Origin of the sequence: Citrobacter sp. Awk 2 (assembly GCF_028069815.1) — a bacterium.
In the GTDB taxonomy this organism is placed as follows: Bacteria; Pseudomonadota; Gammaproteobacteria; order Enterobacterales; family Enterobacteriaceae; genus Citrobacter.
In genome coordinates this window covers 18,363-33,984 of record NZ_JANEWL010000044.1, presented here as the reverse complement: position 1 = coordinate 33,984, position 15,622 = coordinate 18,363, and the positions used below count along the sequence as shown (strand labels likewise).

General features: G+C 51.3%; 14 protein-coding genes. 8 read left to right on the top strand and 6 right to left on the bottom strand.

Features of this window, described 5'->3' with window-relative positions; genetic code table 11:
• Window positions 1-84 precede the first annotated feature (84 nt).
• On the top strand, window positions 85-939 hold the full coding sequence (gene rclR, locus NNO02_RS12700; protein WP_271454944.1) for a reactive chlorine-specific transcriptional regulator RclR: 855 nt from the start codon (window positions 85-87) through the stop codon (window positions 937-939).
• Window positions 940-979: 40 nt separating this feature from the next.
• Here the strand turns inward: rclR and NNO02_RS12695 are convergent, their stop codons facing one another.
• The 4 genes from NNO02_RS12695 to NNO02_RS12680 all read right to left on the bottom strand — a co-directional run bounded on the left by NNO02_RS12695 (window position 980) and on the right by NNO02_RS12680 (window position 7,265).
• Window positions 980-4,123, bottom strand: coding sequence for a CusA/CzcA family heavy metal efflux RND transporter (locus NNO02_RS12695; protein ID WP_271442682.1), 3,144 nt, complete (start codon window positions 4,121-4,123; stop codon window positions 980-982).
• 11 nt (window positions 4,124-4,134) lie between these two features.
• On the bottom strand, window positions 4,135-5,427 hold the full coding sequence (locus NNO02_RS12690) for an efflux RND transporter periplasmic adaptor subunit (protein WP_271454943.1): 1,293 nt from the start codon (window positions 5,425-5,427) through the stop codon (window positions 4,135-4,137).
• 77 nt (window positions 5,428-5,504) lie between these two features.
• Window positions 5,505-5,852 carry a cation efflux system protein CusF gene (cusF, locus tag NNO02_RS12685; protein ID WP_137345380.1) on the bottom strand — a complete coding sequence of 116 codons (348 nt, stop codon included), beginning with the start codon at window positions 5,850-5,852 and terminating at the stop codon, window positions 5,505-5,507.
• A 30-nt stretch (window positions 5,853-5,882) separates the two neighbouring features.
• Entirely contained in the window at window positions 5,883-7,265 is a 1,383-nt protein-coding gene (locus NNO02_RS12680) for an efflux transporter outer membrane subunit (RefSeq protein WP_271454942.1), read from the bottom strand.
• Between the two features lie 182 nt (window positions 7,266-7,447).
• Between NNO02_RS12680 and cusR the strand changes: the two genes are divergently transcribed.
• From cusR to uspF, 7 genes are all read left to right on the top strand, one after another.
• Window positions 7,448-8,131, top strand: a complete 684-nt coding sequence (cusR, locus tag NNO02_RS12675; protein ID WP_040232623.1) for a copper response regulator transcription factor CusR — start codon at window positions 7,448-7,450, stop codon at window positions 8,129-8,131.
• On the top strand, window positions 8,121-9,572 hold the full coding sequence (locus NNO02_RS12670; protein WP_271454941.1) for a Cu(+)/Ag(+) sensor histidine kinase: 1,452 nt from the start codon (window positions 8,121-8,123) through the stop codon (window positions 9,570-9,572). Before cusR ends, NNO02_RS12670 begins: the two co-directional genes overlap by 11 nt.
• A gap of 143 nt (window positions 9,573-9,715) precedes the next feature.
• The gene (locus tag NNO02_RS12665) at window positions 9,716-10,042 is read left to right on the top strand and encodes a copper-binding protein (protein WP_271454946.1); all 327 of its coding nucleotides are present in this window, start codon (window positions 9,716-9,718) and stop codon (window positions 10,040-10,042) included.
• Between the two features lie 328 nt (window positions 10,043-10,370).
• Entirely contained in the window at window positions 10,371-10,877 is a 507-nt protein-coding gene (locus NNO02_RS12660) for a hypothetical protein (RefSeq protein WP_271454940.1), read from the top strand.
• Window positions 10,878-10,891: 14 nt separating this feature from the next.
• Window positions 10,892-11,143, top strand: a complete 252-nt coding sequence (locus NNO02_RS12655; RefSeq protein WP_271442821.1) for a hypothetical protein — start codon at window positions 10,892-10,894, stop codon at window positions 11,141-11,143.
• An 80-nt stretch (window positions 11,144-11,223) separates the two neighbouring features.
• The gene (locus NNO02_RS12650) at window positions 11,224-12,027 is read left to right on the top strand and encodes an MBL fold metallo-hydrolase (protein ID WP_271454939.1); all 804 of its coding nucleotides are present in this window, start codon (window positions 11,224-11,226) and stop codon (window positions 12,025-12,027) included.
• Between the two features lie 145 nt (window positions 12,028-12,172).
• Window positions 12,173-12,601, top strand: coding sequence for a universal stress protein UspF (uspF, locus tag NNO02_RS12645; protein ID WP_061067464.1), 429 nt, complete (start codon window positions 12,173-12,175; stop codon window positions 12,599-12,601).
• Between the two features lie 198 nt (window positions 12,602-12,799).
• Here uspF and tssG read toward each other — a convergent pair whose 3' ends face one another.
• Together tssG and tssF are read right to left on the bottom strand one after the other, a co-directional pair.
• Window positions 12,800-13,834 (bottom strand): type VI secretion system baseplate subunit TssG, encoded by a 1,035-nt coding sequence (gene tssG / locus NNO02_RS12640; RefSeq protein WP_271454938.1) that lies wholly within the window; start codon window positions 13,832-13,834, stop codon window positions 12,800-12,802.
• Entirely contained in the window at window positions 13,831-15,615 is a 1,785-nt protein-coding gene (tssF, locus tag NNO02_RS12635) for a type VI secretion system baseplate subunit TssF (protein ID WP_271454937.1), read from the bottom strand. The genes tssG and tssF overlap by 4 nt, the downstream gene beginning before the upstream one ends.
• Window positions 15,616-15,622: the final 7 nt, after the last annotated feature.

The window sequence follows — 15,622 nt, the reverse complement described above, 5'->3', positions numbered from 1 at the left end:
CCATTTGATGGTATTACTTTAATGTAAAAATATGACGATAATTGCGGTTCTATCAACGACAATAAAAATTGTTCAGGAGTCTTTATGGATGCACTTAGCCGCTTGCTAATGCTTAACGATCCGCAGGGTTCTATTGATCAAAACTGCCTATTGAGCAGAGACTGGCAACTCCCTCATGCAGCAGGTGAGTTATCCGTGATCCGCTGGCATACGGTAACCCAGGGTAGCGCTTTACTGGAGATGCCTGACGGCAACACTTATACACTGCGTCCTGGTACGGTAGTCATCTTGCCGCAAAACTCCGCGCATCGGTTGTGCCAGTCAGGTGAAGAGCAAACGCATATTGTCTGCGGAAGTCTGCAACTACAGACATCCTCCCGCTATTTCTTAACCGCGCTGCCGGAAGTTTTGCTGCTGGCACCTGGCGAAAATAGCCCCGCTTACCACTGGCTTAAGGCGATGATTGGGCTGATGCAGCAGGAATCATTGAGCATGCTGCCCGGTTCCAACGTTGTGTGCAGCCAGCAATGCGCCACGCTTTTCACGTTTGCCGTTCGCGAATGGTTATCTCAGGCTCCCCCCGCCAAAAATGTGCTGAATCTGCTATTACATCCCCGACTGGGAGCCGTGGTGTTCCAGATGCTGGAATCACCCGCACATCCCTGGAGTGTTGAAGAACTGGCGCAGCGCGCGCATATGTCCCGGGCCAGTTTTGCCCAACTGTTTCGCGAGGTTTCAAACTCCACGCCGCTCGCCGTACTCACCACATTGCGTCTGCAATTCGCCGCCCAGATGCTGTCGCGTGGCACCCAACCGTTGGTCGTGATTGCCGAATCGGTGGGATATGCCAGCGAGTCATCTTTTCACAAAGTTTTTCTGCGTGAGTTCGGCTGTACGCCTGGCGAGTACCGTAAACGGGTGAAAGCGCTGGAATCATAGCGCCCGCCTTCAAAGGAGTGAAGGCAAGCGCTAGCAGGGGCTATTTCTGGGTGCGATGCCGGTGTAGCCACATCAGCTTATACGCTGCCGGAATGATGAACAGTGACAGCAACGGTGCCGTGATCATGCCGCCAATCATCGGTGCAGCGATACGGCTCATGACTTCAGACCCGGCTCCCGTTCCCCATAAAATCGGCAGCAGACCCGCAATGATGACCGCCACAGTCATTGCTTTAGGACGCACACGCAGTACCGCTCCGTGGTACAACGCCTCATCCAGTTTATCCACGGTAAAGGTTTGCGGATTTTCCAGCGCAGGCTCTGCTTCAATGGCGTGGCGCAGGTACATCAGCATCACCACACCAAATTCGGCAGCCACGCCTGCCAGTGCGATGAATCCAGTTCCGGTCGCGACCGACATATGGAATCCCATCCAATAGAGAAACCAAATTCCGCCTACCAGCGCAAAGGGCACACTGGTAATAATCAACAGGGCTTCACCAAAACGACGGAATGCCAGATACAGCAGCACGAAGATAATCATCAGCGTCATCGGCACCATCAGTTTAAGCTTGTGGCTGGCGCGCTCAAGCAGCTCAAACTGCCCGGAGAATGCCACGCTGGTCCCTGGTTTTAGCTGGACGTTTTCAGCAATCGCTTTTTTCAGATCGTTCACCACCGACACCATGTCGCGATCGCGGGCATCAATATAGATCCAACTGGTTGGCCGTGCGTTCTCCGTTTTCAACATCGACGGCCCCGAAACCACCTGCACATCCGCCACATCCGCTAGCGTGATTTGCTGTTTCATTGGCGTCAATATCGGCAGATTGCGTAGCGTTTCCGGGCTATCGCGATAGCTTTGTGGATAACGCAGATTAATCGGATAGCGGGCGATACCTTCAACCGTTTCACTTACCATGGCACCGCCTACCGCTGAGGTGATAAACAGTTGCACATCACCGACGGTCATCCCATAACGGGCGGCCTTTTCACGATGAATATCTACGCTAAGATAACGCCCGCCGACCAGACGTTCAGCCAATGCGGACGCCACACCAGGCACCGTTCTTGCGACTTCTTCGATTTGCTCTGCCGTGGCGTCAATATCCGACAACACGGTACCCGAAACTTTAATGCCGATAGGACTTTTAATCCCCGTAGAAAGCATATCGATACGGTTACGAATTGGCGGTACCCACAGATTCGCCAACCCCGGTAAACGAACGGTTTTGTCCAGTTCCTCAATGATTTTGTCCATCGTCATCCCCGGACGCCACTGATCCTGCGGCTTCAGTTGGATGGTGGTTTCCACCATTTCTAACGGTGCGGAGTCGGTCGCCGTTTCAGCTTTACCGGTTTTACCAAACACGCGCGCCACTTCAGGAACCGTCATGATGAGCTTATCGGTTTTTTGCAGCATATCTGCCGCCTGTGCTGCGGAAATTCCCGGTAAGGTTGAAGGCATATACAACAGATCGCCTTCGTTAATCTGCGGTAAAAATTCGCCCCCAACCTTATTCAGCGGGAAGATAACGGTCAGGATCGACAGCACCGCCACCAGCAGGGTCGTTTTCGGCCAGTGCAGCACTTTCAACAATAACGGATGGTAAATACGAATCAGGAAACGGTTAAGCGGGTTGCTGCTTTCCGCTGGGATCTTGCCACGGATCCAAAATCCCATCAGGATCGGGATCACCACAATGGCCAGAAACGCAGCACCTGCCATAGCGTAGGTTTTGGTAAATGCCAGCGGACCAAATAACCGTCCTTCCTGCCCTTCAAGCGTGAAGATGGGGATAAACGACAGTGTGATAATCAGTAAGCTAATGAACAGCGCCGGGCCGACTTCCACCGAGGCATTGGTGATGACTTTCCAGCGCGTGTCGTTATCCAGCTTTTCACCCGGATGCTGATGCCCCCACTCTTCCAGCCGCTTATGCGCGTTCTCAATCATAACGATTGCGGCATCAACCATCGCACCGACCGCGATGGCTATCCCCCCAAGCGACATAATGTTGGCGTTCAGTCCCTGGAAATGCATCACGATAAACGCGATACACAGTCCCAGTGGCAGAGAAATTATGGCCACCAGCGCTGAGCGGATATGCCACAGGAAAAGCGCGCATACCAGCGCCACAACGATAAACTCTTCCAGTAGCTTGTAGCTCAGGTTATCAATCGCGCGATCGATCAGTTGACTGCGATCGTATGTTGTAACTACTTCAACACCTTCCGGCAGACTGCTCTTCAGCGTTTCAAGTTTAGCCTTAACCGCAGAGATCACCTCGCGCGCATTTTTACCTGAGCGCAGGATGACTACGCCGCCTGCCACTTCGCCTTCGCCATTCAGCTCGGCGATCCCACGGCGCATTTCCGGCCCAATTTGTACGCGGGCAACATCACGCAGATAGACCGGAACGCCATCAGCGCCGGTTTTCAGTACGATATTATTGAAGTCATCAAGGGACTGCAGATACCCACTGGCGCGGACCATGTATTCCGCTTCGGCCATTTCGACAGATGAACCTCCGGCTTCCTGGTTTGAGGCATCCAGCGCCGATTTCACCTCACCCAGGCTGATGCCATATTGCGTCAGCTTCATCGGATCGATGACAACCTGGTACTCTTTAACCACACCGCCCACCGAGGCAACTTCCGCCACGTTAGGGATAGTTTTCAATTCATATTTTAAGAACCAGTCCTGCAGCGAACGTAATTCAGCAAGATCATGTTTACCGCTGCGATCCACCAGCGCATATTCAAATATCCAGCCGACCCCTGTCGCATCCGGTCCCATTTCAGCACTGACGCCTGCGGGTAATTTCCCCTGCACCTGGTTGAGATATTCCAGGACACGGGAGCGCGCCCAGTAAGGATCGGTACCGTCTTCAAAAATGACATACACGTAAGAGTCGCCAAACTGCGAGAAACCACGCACCGTTTTCGCTCCCGGCACCGATAGCATGGTGGTGGTCAGCGGATAGGTCACCTGATTTTCAACAATTTGCGGCGCTTGCCCCGGATAACTGGTTTTGATGATCACCTGCACATCAGAGAGATCGGGCAGCGCATCAACCGGCGTATTCACGATGGTCCAGGTGCCCCAGATGCTGAGAAACAGCGCCCCCATCATCACCAGGAAACGGTTTGCCACCGAGCGGCGAATAATCCATTCAATCATTTATCATGTCCTCAGTGTGAATGGCTCGCCTGGGCTGGCATCGCGGGTACAGCGTGTGTCCCGTTTGTCTGGGCACGCATACGATCCAGAGCGCCAGAAATATTCGCTTCGGAATCGATCAGAAACAGACCGCTGGACACCACGTTTTCACCTTCGCTCAGACCAGAGCGGATGGCCGTTAACCCCTGAGACTCATGGAATACGGCAACCTGCTTAGGTACAAATCGTCCTTCATTATCGACGGTGATAACCCGCTGTTCGGTACCGGTATCAATCAGTGCTTTAGACGGGATCAGCAGCATCGGTTCGCTTTGCGTTTTTAGTTGCAGATAGGCATTCATTCCCGGCTTCAGGGCCTCATCCGGGTTATCAACCTGCAGGCGAAGCTGGAGCGTGCGCGTCGTGGCATCCACACTCGGCAAAATACTCCATTTGCTAATGGTGAAGGGTTTACCCGGCCAGGCAGGCACGGTAATGGTGAATTGTGAGGCGTCTTTAATCAGCCAGGCGATAGATTCCGGGACTGAAGCACTGACCCATACCGGATCCATTCCCTGAATTTTCGCGACCACATTATCTTTTGAGATATTCATACCAGTACGTAAATCAAACGCGGTAATCACCCCATCAATAGGGGCCTTCAGGGTAAAGCGGGTCTGAATTTTACGCGTCGCTTTCAAGCGTTGAATGTCCGCCTCTGGCATTCCCGCCAGGCGTAATCTCTCCAGAATGCCTTCAACCTGCGTCGCACTGCCGCCCGTTTCCCGCAGCAATAAATATTCACTTTGTGCTTCTACCCAGTCCGGGATTGTCAGATCGATAAGCGGCGAGCCCTGCTTAATTTTGTCGCCCACGGTCAGCGGATAGACCTTCTCAATAAAACCTGCCGAACGCGCCTGAACAATGACAAATTGATATTCGTTATAACTGACGTTCGCCGGGAAAGTTTGTGCATATTGCAATGGCCCACGGCGCACGGGTTCGGTTTTTAGCCCCAGATTCTGGGTCTGCGTCGGGTCAATACGCACACCCGGTGCGGATGTACTCGCTGTCTCTTCATCGGCATATTTCGGGATCAGATCCATATCCATAAACGGTGATTTACCCGGTTTATCAAACCGCGTGTTGGGATACATGGGGTCGTACCAGAATAAAACTTTACGCTCTTCTTTTTTTTGAGCAGCGCCGGTATCGGCCGATACTTTTGCGGATGAATAATAGGTATACACACCGACAGAAATAATTCCGCCGACAATCATGCTGCCGAGAATAAGCGCGGTATTTTTAATATTTAAAGACGCCATAGTGATTTCCATTGCGCGATAGTCTCGCCCGTGTTCAGGAAAACCCGGGCAAGAATAAAAGAGACCAGCGAGATCCGTTATTTACTGATGTGAATATCGCGTAAGACAGAGAGATTTCCCTGCTGAACAAACGTAAATGCAACTTTATCACCTGGCTGAATATCGTCGGCCTTGGTATCAGATACCAGCGTGAAACGCATCGTCATTGCCGGCCAGTTCACTGCGGGAATAGGTTCATGTTTAATCGTGACTTTTTTGCTATCCATATCAATAGATTCAATCACGCCTGTCGCACTAATCACTTGCTCCTGCTGGGCCGCAGGCGCCATATTCATCATCTCGCCATGCTGATGTTCATTGGCCTGAGCGTTAAACATGACGACAGATAACACAGTAAACAAAGCGGCTTTAGCGGTAGTTTTCATAATATACTCCTGAGAATTTAAGATTAAAGATCATTCAACCCAGCCACCGCCTAAGGCAGCAAACAGCTTAATTTCATTAACCTGTTGGGCATAGTTAAGGTCGAGTAGCGATTGCTGTGTAGTGAATAAAGAACGCTCGGCGTCCAGTACTTCGATATAACTAACAGCACCATTTTGATAGAGTGCACGAGCACGTTGCAGCGTGATTTGTAATGAGTCCAGATAACGCTGTTGACCGGTAATTTGATCGGCAAGGCTTTGACGCAGCACCAGCGCATCCGCAACTTCTTTAAATGCGTTCTGAATTTTCTGCTCATAATTCACCACCGATTGCTGCTGGCGGATTTCTGCTAAATCGAGATTTGACTGATTACGTCCAGCGTTAAAGATCGGAATGTCTATTTTCGGGACAAAATTCCACATACCGCTGGCCGCATTAAAGAGGCTGGAGAGATCGCCACTGCTGCTGGATACAGAGCTGGTCAGCGTAATCGATGGGAAAAATGCCGCTCGTGCAGCGCCAATATTGGCGTTCGCCGCCAGCAATCCATGTTCGGCTTCCATAATATCCGGACGCTGCAATAATATTTGCGATGGGAGTGCGGGAGGCAGTGTCACAGGTTTTATATCACCGCGACTGCGCACGCGGTCATCCGGTAATTTCCCGTACGTCCCCAACAATAGTTGCAGTGCGTTGTTCGCCTGCGCCAGTTCGCCCTGGCGTTTGGCAATATCGCTGCGCGTGCTTTCAATCACGCCGCGAGCCTGTTCCAGTGCCAGCACGTTCGTACTGCCGGTCATCAACTGCTTCTCGACGAACGCATAAGAGCGCTGGTAGTTTTGCAACGTTTCTTCGGCAATTTGCAGTTGCGCATAAGCCAGACGCTGGTTGAAATAACTTTGCGCCACGTTAGAAATTAATGAGATATGCACCATTCGACGCGCCTCTTCACTGGCGAAAAAATTCTGCCGATCGGCTTCACTCATATTTTTCAGTCGTCCAAAGAAATCCAGATCGAAACTGAGATTCAGTCCCGCTTCAAATTCCCGGTTGGTGCTGCTATCGCCTTTTAATTTCCCACTATAGGTACCGCTGGAACCGGCGTTAAGCTGCGGGTAACGATCGGCATCCGTCACACCATATTGCGCTTTCGCTTCCTGAACCTTCAGTACCGCCATGCGTAAATCACGGTTATTGACCAGCGCCTCACCAATCAACGCCTTCACCTGGGAGTCAACAAAAAAGGTACGCCAGCCTGTATCCTGATATCCCATCGGGGCCGAAACCAGCGTGTTCTGACTTAAGGAGAATTGCTGCGGAACCGGCAATGCAGGACGCTGATAGTCCGGTGCCAACGAGCAGCCGGCCAGAACAAAAATAGCGCTGAGGGTAAGAAGCTTAAATTTGTACATAGTTCTTCTCGTCCAGACCGGACTGATAACCATAAAAGATGTGTGAATTTATACCTGAATGACTCTGTTTAACCGGTGACAGGAAAATGACAAAACTGTCATTTTCCCAATAACCGATTGCTATCCGATCCGCCTTCTCTAGAATTGAAAATCCGCACAGCCAGTGCGTGATGGAGAATGTCATGAAGATTTTGATTGTCGAAGATGAAAAAAAAACCGGTGAATACCTAACGAAAGGCCTGACGGAAGCGGGTTTTGTTGTGGATTTGGCGGACAACGGTCTGAACGGATATCACCTGGCGATGACCGGTGATTATGACCTGCTCATTCTCGACATCATGCTGCCCGATGTAAACGGCTGGGATATCGTGCGAATGCTGCGCACCGCCAACAAAGGCATGCCCATTCTGCTTCTCACCGCACTGGGTACCATTGAGCATCGGGTCAAAGGTCTGGAGCTGGGAGCTGATGATTATTTGGTTAAACCGTTTGCCTTTGCGGAATTGCTGGCGCGGGTCAGAACACTGCTGCGACGGGGGGCCGCAGTCATTGTCGAAAGTCAGTTTCAGGTCGCGGATTTAATGGTCGATCTGGTCAGCAGAAAAGTCACCCGCAACGGCACACGCATCACCCTGACCAGTAAAGAGTTTACGCTGCTTGAATTTTTCCTGCGTCATCAGGGAGAGGTGTTGCCGCGTTCACTGATTGCCTCTCAGGTCTGGGATATGAATTTTGACAGCGACACTAACGCGATTGACGTCGCCGTGAAGCGTCTGCGGGCCAAAATCGATAATGACTTTGAGCCAAAACTGATTCAGACCGTACGTGGTGTAGGGTATATGCTTGAGGTGCCGGATGGTCACTAAACGATTACAGCGCCCTTTTTCGCTGGCAACACGGTTAACCTTTTTTATCAGTCTGGCGACAATCGCCTCATTTTTCGCTTTCGCATGGATAATGATCCACTCGGTGAAAGTCCATTTCGCAGAGCAGGATATCAATGATTTAAAAGAGATCAGCGCGACGCTGGAGCGTATTATTAACCACCCGAACGAACCAGAATCACGTCGGCTGGAAACATTAAAAAACGTAGTTTCGGGCTATTCTAATGTCATTATTTCTCTGGAAGATGCCAATCAGAGGGCCATTTTCCATTCACCTAATGCGCCGGACCTTCGTCAGTTTATCGCCACGGCAACGCCGGATAAAAATGCCCATACCCGGAATGTCTTTTTAATTTCCGGCCCAACGCTGCAAACATCAGAACATGCGCACGGTAAAAATGCGTCCTCCAACTGGCGAATGATTCGTTTACCCATTGGGCAGTTGCCAGACGGGAAACCGGCCTATACGTTGTTTATGGCATTATCGATCGATTTTCATCTGCACTACATTAACGATCTGAAAAACAAGCTGATCATGACAGCATCGTTAATTAGCATGATGATTGTTTTTATCGTGTTGTTCGCCGTCTATAAAGGTCATGAACCTATCCGTAATGTCAGTCGGCGCATCCAAAATATCACTTCTAAAGATCTCGATGTTCGCCTGGACCCGCAGGCCGTGCCGATTGAGCTTGAGCAACTGGTTGAGTCGTTTAATCACATGATCGAACGAATTGAAGATGTGTTTAAACGCCAATCCAATTTTTCTGCAGATATTGCTCACGAGATCCGCACGCCAATCACCAACCTGGTCACGCAAACAGAAATTGCCCTCAGCCATCCCCGCAGCACGAAAGAGCTGGAAGATGTGCTCTACTCTAATCTCGAAGAGTTTGGCCGCATGTCGAAGATGGTGAGTGATATGTTGTTTCTGGCACAGGCAGACAATAATCAGCTGATCCCGGAAAAAACAGCGCTGAATCTTGCGGATGAAGTCAGTAAAGTGTTCGACTTTTTCGAAGCCTGGGCGGAAGAACGCGAAGTCAGCCTGCGCTTTGAAGGTCGGGCATGCTGGGTTTCTGGCGACCCGTTAATGTTACGCCGGGCAATGAGCAACCTGCTCTCTAACGCGATGCGCTATACGCCAAAAGGCGAGTCTGTCACCGTGCAAGTGAAAGAGGCTGATGATCTCGTGCGTATTATTGTGGAAAATCCCGGTACGCCAATAGCCGCGGAACGTCTGCCACGACTCTTTGACCGGTTTTATCGCGTCGATCCCTCACGACAGCGTAAAGGCGAAGGTAGCGGTATTGGCCTGGCGATAGTGAAATCGATTGTGATTGCCCACCAGGGCAAGGTCTCCGTAACGTCCGACGCTCGCGCTACCCGCTTTATTCTGACATTGCCCAAATATGCCGCTTAATTATTATTGGTGGCGCTAATGCGCCATCGATTAAACCTCATATTAATATTATTATTCTCTGACATAATCGTCATAATCCTGTCACCCCACTGACAGCCCCTGCTGATTATAATTCTCCTGTAAACCGACACTGGAGAAATATGATGAATAAGATATCTTCCTTTTTAGCTATCGCTTTTTTTATCTCAGCTGGCGTTAATGCGGCAGAAACATCCACAATGCATCAGCAGGCAGCTATGGCTCACGATATGATGAATAACAGCGATGCACCTGCTCATCAGCAAATGGCACAAACACATGAAGCACAGGTGCAAAATAGCCAATCAACACGGGCTAGTGCACCGCCTTTTTCACGCATGAATGAACATGAGAAAGCGATGGTTGTTCATCAGTCAATGAATAACAGTCATTCCTATTCACATGAACTGCAGGCGGAAAAACATCGCGAACAGGCAGCAACGCAAGGGTAGTCCATCATCCCCTTCAAACCACGCGCGCGGGCTTATATAGCAACACAGCCTGTGCGCTTTCTCTTGGTTAATGTCAATATTAGTATTCCATTAAATCCCCAGACAAGACGTTAAATAATATAAACAGTGCAATAAAATTGTTTTAGACCCGTAAACAACGCTCACATAACACCGTAAATATTAATATCAACATTCCTCCCCGATTAAAATTTAGGAATCTCCCTGGTATTCGTCATTACTATTTAATGGGAGACTGCTGTCGTCGTATACATGACAAAATAGATTTTCATTTCTATATATAAATTTAATGATGATAGCGAGTAACAAAATGAATAAACGTCTGCTGGCCATTTTCGTCCTCGGCCTGACAACTGCCACAACAGCATGTGCAATCACCCCTGCAATGCAGAAAAAATATGAACGTTCAGGCTGTACGCAGATAAGTGAACTCAACGGTTGCGATGTCAATAAATCTTATCAGTGGAACCGCGATCATGGTTTTATCGAGAACGATCAAAGCCAGCAAAATCGCCATCATCGTCATGCTGAAGATCAGCAAAATACCCGCAATCAAGATAATCATGATAATGCCGGTATTGATGGCAAATTCACCGGTAATTATGTTGCCGAATTTGAGAATGGCCAACGAAGCGTTGATATTCACGTTGAAGACTCTGGCGTCTACGTAAATGGTCATGAAGTGCGTGACGTGAATACCTATAAAGATACGATGACCTTCCGCGTGGGATATGCCACTTATACCCTTAAAACGAATGGTCGCGGTAGCTGGAACAATCCTGACGCCGGGAATGCTGGCAAAATTGTGCGTGAATAATGGGTAACGTCACAATGAAAAAGCTGATATCCGCGGGGATTATTATGGCCAGCCTGTCGGGTTGTGCGGAACATCCTTATCTTTCGGCTGCAGCCGTAGGGGTAGGTGCTGCGGCGGTTGCCACGGCAATCGCCAACCACAAAAACCGCGAATCTAACCGCGATAAAGAGCATGAACGCCAGGAGCGCGAGCAAAGGGAAAATCAGCATGCATGGCGGCATAATCACCATCACCATGATGATGACGGCCACGACTATCATCGTTGAGCCGTCCCAAAGAGCGCTGAGATCACAGCGCTCTGACATTCCGTGCGTTACAGTATGTCGCTTTAACGCTGGAGTCAGGCATGGCTTTAACCCTTACGGTATTGCTTGAAAACAGGCGCGCCCGCGGTGCAGAAAAAGCCCTACGGGCAAAACCTGGATTAAGTCTGTTAGTTCAGGATGAAACCACCACAATATTATTCGATACCGGGCCTGATGACAGTTTTAGGCACAATGCTGCATTGATGGGCGTAGACCTGTCTCAGTTGACCGCTGTCGTGCTCTCACATGGTCACTATGATCACTGTGGCGGCGTCCCGTGGCTTCCCGATAGCAGCCGCGTCATCTGTCATCCACGCATTGCCTGCGAACGTTACGCAGCGTTCACCCTTGCAGGGTATACCCGTAAAATCAAGAAATTATCACGCGAGAATGATTACTCTCGCCTGCAGATGGCATACTCCCGTGAGCCTTTGCCCCTTAGCGAACGCTTTCTGTGGTCAGGAGAAATATCCGTGTCCGCACCGCAGGCCTACGGTGTCATCAATGAGCATCCTCCCCAACAGGACTACATCACTGACGAAGGGGTATTGATCTACAAATCAGACCGCGGATTAGTCATCATTACCGGCTGCGGACACCGGGGTATTGCCAATATCGTCGCTCACAGCCAGCGAATCACGGGCATCAGCAAAATTCATGCCCTGGTCGGTGGCTTCCATTTACGCTGCGCATCGCCCTATACGTTATGGCAAACCCGACGGTTTATTAAACAACAACAGCCAGAAAAACTTCTCGGCTGCCACTGCACCGGCGCATGGGGACGTTTGTGGTTGCCGGGACAAGAAGCCCCCGCGACAGGGGATGTTATTGTGCTGGACGAATAATAATCACCATTGTGGTTGTTGTATCTCCATCACATAACATTCATGAATATCAAAATGCACGCACAACCTTGATCTGGTCACTTATTATACAGAAATAAAGTTCGCTACACTCAGGACAGAGGTAAACAAACAGGAGGTAGTGAATATGTATCGCTCTATTCTGGTGCCCATTGATATCTCTGAAGCCGATTTAACTCGCCATGTTATTCCGCAGGTTGAAGCGCATGCAAAAACCGCTAAAGTCCATTTTTTAGCGGTCATTCCTACCGTTCCGTTCTACGCATCACTCGGGCTTGCCTACTCCAACGAGTTCCCGGACAGAAGTGGTATACAAGCGAAAGCCACCGAAAAGCTCGACGACATTGTTAAGCAATTCAATATCCCCGCCGGCAGAACTCAGACCCATGTGGTTTATGGCCCACCGAAAGATCAGATCCTTAAACTGGCAGATGCCGTGGACGCCGAATTGATCGTCATTGCATCCCATAAGCCGGGGTTCAGCACCTATCTGTTGGGGTCAACCGCCGCAGCTGTAGTACGTCATGCCAAATGCCCCGTGCTTGTTGTGCGGTGATATTGGTTAGAAAAACAGGAAAACGGGAGCGAGCAGGCTCCCGTTTTTATATCCCCAAAACGCTCCCACTGGATTCGATACCCTCCACGGCATCACCACCAAGTTGCACTGCCATTTTTCTGAATCCCTCAAATTACCGTTATAGATACCGCCAGCAGCCTGCACGTGCAATATTGGGGGTACTCCAGTTCCAGAAATTCAATCTTCGTCAAAATCCCTCCCTCGTAATTTCCCCACCTTCATCCGCATCGTCTGCGGCATCTGATCTTCATTGTCATCCCTGAGCCCGAGCATAATGTTATAACCCGAAAAGAGATCAGGGTCGCCAAGCCTCGGACGTGGCAGCAGGTGGACCGGGATAGTCAGGTGCAGGCTGGCATCGTAATCACATCCCAGGTACGTCTTCAGCAGCGCAAACACATCCCTGCGCAGCTGGCCCCGTGGCATCCACCCTTTCACCTCATCGGCATCCTCGGTACTCATTTCAATGCGCATGCAGTAGTTTGCATCTTCAACTTCATCCCCCAGAATCGGGCGTTCACCCAGCGTCATCCCCCCGTGAACCGACATTCGTGCTCTTTCTGCGACCGGCATCCAGACCGGATGATGCGGGATGACCTTCACCTGTGTATTCGGAGCCTGGCTGCGGATCACTGCGGCCACACCTTCAGTCGTGTGGGTTGGGTGCAGCAACGGCTGAATAATTGCCAGCAGGCGTGAAGCAGGCAGTTCCCGGCTGTGGGTAATGCCGGTCAGCGCCATCAGGCTACGGGAGAACTTATCCGTGCCGCCGTCTTCAAACGTTGCGGGGTAGCTGTATTTTTTCCAGATACGGTAAAACTGCGTCATCAGCCGGTGATTGAAGATATCGAGGAACGCGGCCATTGCATCAGCCCCTTCCCGCCCCTGGTTTATATCGTCAATGTAGGCAGTCGGCAGCGGCGAATCCACACCGTACAATCCCAGAAATTTTGTTCTGACGGTCGGCGGGGCATCCGGGTTATCCGGGTCGATTTCAGTACGCTTCAGCTCGCCGGATGGAAAACCTAAATGGGGATCGGGCCTGAAGCGCACCGGGTCACTGTCAGGATAAAAACCTGTACCCAGCGAATTCCCTCCAGCCTTCTCCAGTAGCTGACAGAAGCGGTAAAAATTGAACCGGGCAGTCTGATCGTTACCGTCGCTGTCGAGCCAGAATGGCGGCAACGTTTTCTTATCTTCAGCGTCGTTCACATCAGCACCCTGTCAATCCGGTGCTCCGGCCACGCCCACTCCGTGCCGGATTCGGTGAGTACCACCGTCAACTGCGTAAAGCGAATAACGCTGGCGTACTGTGTGAAGAACTGCTCCAGTATTTCGCAGAATAATCGCGCATCACCCACACCACTGAACTGCGTTTCATCCAGCCCGACGCGAATGCGTACTCCGTGCCAGCTACGGGAAGAATTGTACGCCTGCTGATAGCTGACCTCCCGGATACCCTCAATCCGGCGACAGTTGTTCTCATCTTCCGTCCAGTTAAACAACTGCAATACCGCCCGCAGATTTTCGGCATCACTTATCATCTGGCTCAGGGCGCGGGGATGCAGCTGTGCCATGATATGCCACTGGTGCAGCTGCGATAACGGCGGGTAACACGGCATCGAGGGCGCATGCCGGGTCTGGCAGCGCAGCGTCTGATTGCCGGTCGTGGTTACGCCATCAAAGACCGCAGCATCAAGCGTCATGCGCGGGTAGTTGCCGTTGGTACAGGTGATATTCATAAACAGCGTGGCATTTTCTTCATGAAGATCCTGCTCACCGGACGTACCGCCCAGCATCAGCAACGTATCATGCAGACCACTGACTCCGCGCCAGATGCGGGTATGAAAGTACCGTTCCGGCCAGCTCTCCTTACGCTGCAACATCCCGCCCTTGTGCCGGAATTGCCGATACGGCACATACTGGCGCTTGTCCAGCGTCTCACTCGCAGCCACCTTATCCACGCTGTAAATTTCAGTGTGATGATCGCGAAGCCGGTGTGGCCGCAGCCGGTAATCCAGCTGTGCGGGTTCCACCTTCAGGGGTTCAGCGTTGAGCGAAAACAGATTGATGAGCGGTACACAGTGGATACGCAGAATATCTTCCGGCACGGGAATATCCCGGTTCAGTGGCTTGCTCAGATGAAGTTCCAGCTCAAAATGCTGACAGTCTTCCCCGAGCGGCAGCGTTTCAAGGCCTGTCAGGGTAAAGAACGCAAACCGGGCCGGGAAGCTGAAGTATTCCAGCAACGGGCGAACTTCACCGCACAGCGCCGGGCTGTCGCTCTCCGGCCAGACTGACGACCAGTTTTGCTGCCAGCGCGACGACAGTTTGCCGCGAAACGGTTGTGGGTCGAGATTGCCGGTCTGCGGCAGGCGCACCGTGATATGTGAGACATGATGAGTCAGCGCCAGATACAGCATCGACTGTAAGGGCCGATCACCATGAATATAGAGTGGGATCTGGCTCAAATCCGTCTGCGACGGGTCGGCGTACTGGCTGAATGAAAACTGCAGCGTCAGCACCTGATGACCGTCAGTGTGAAACTGTCGTCGGACGTTGTGCAGCTCTAGGGGATGCAGTACCAGTTCATCGGTCGTGCGGTACGGGCAGCGCAGGCCGGTATCATCCATTGGCCGGGTCAGCAGTGTCGTGCCTGCGGGGATCATCACATCCCTGACCTGCGCAACCATTTCCGGAGTCAGCTCGACCACGGCCATTGAGGGCTGTGTCCGGTTGGCTATCGGCAGCAGATGGCCCAGCAACGGCTCCGTCAGCTCTGGGATATCGTCATCCAGTTTACGGCGCAGCTGTGCCATCATCAGCGAGAAGCCCTGGAACAGCTGCTCTACGGCATCATCAGCTTTATGAGACTGTCGGTCGATACCCAGCCGCCGACCGGCCTCCGGGTATTGTTCAGCAAACTCACGCGCCGCCACCTTCAGCCAGCGCATTTCGCTGTCGAAATATTTCAGAAAGTCATGGTCATTCATAGGCTGG

Coding starts and splice junctions, on each gene's coding strand:
- NNO02_RS12660 (WP_271454940.1), top strand. CDS start 10,371: ATGAATAAACGTCTGCTGGCCATTTTCGTCCTCGGCCTGACAACTGCC.
- NNO02_RS12690 (WP_271454943.1), bottom strand. CDS start 5,427: ATGGCGTCTTTAAATATTAAAAATACCGCGCTTATTCTCGGCAGCATG.
- NNO02_RS12650 (WP_271454939.1), top strand. CDS start 11,224: ATGGCTTTAACCCTTACGGTATTGCTTGAAAACAGGCGCGCCCGCGGT.
- NNO02_RS12670 (WP_271454941.1), top strand. CDS start 8,121: ATGGTCACTAAACGATTACAGCGCCCTTTTTCGCTGGCAACACGGTTA.
- NNO02_RS12695 (WP_271442682.1), bottom strand. CDS start 4,123: ATGATTGAATGGATTATTCGCCGCTCGGTGGCAAACCGTTTCCTGGTG.
- cusF (WP_137345380.1), bottom strand. CDS start 5,852: ATGAAAACTACCGCTAAAGCCGCTTTGTTTACTGTGTTATCTGTCGTC.
- uspF (WP_061067464.1), top strand. CDS start 12,173: ATGTATCGCTCTATTCTGGTGCCCATTGATATCTCTGAAGCCGATTTA.
- NNO02_RS12655 (WP_271442821.1), top strand. CDS start 10,892: ATGAAAAAGCTGATATCCGCGGGGATTATTATGGCCAGCCTGTCGGGT.
- rclR (WP_271454944.1), top strand. CDS start 85: ATGGATGCACTTAGCCGCTTGCTAATGCTTAACGATCCGCAGGGTTCT.
- NNO02_RS12680 (WP_271454942.1), bottom strand. CDS start 7,265: ATGTACAAATTTAAGCTTCTTACCCTCAGCGCTATTTTTGTTCTGGCC.
- cusR (WP_040232623.1), top strand. CDS start 7,448: ATGAAGATTTTGATTGTCGAAGATGAAAAAAAAACCGGTGAATACCTA.
- NNO02_RS12665 (WP_271454946.1), top strand. CDS start 9,716: ATGAATAAGATATCTTCCTTTTTAGCTATCGCTTTTTTTATCTCAGCT.
- tssF (WP_271454937.1), bottom strand. CDS start 15,615: ATGAATGACCATGACTTTCTGAAATATTTCGACAGCGAAATGCGCTGG.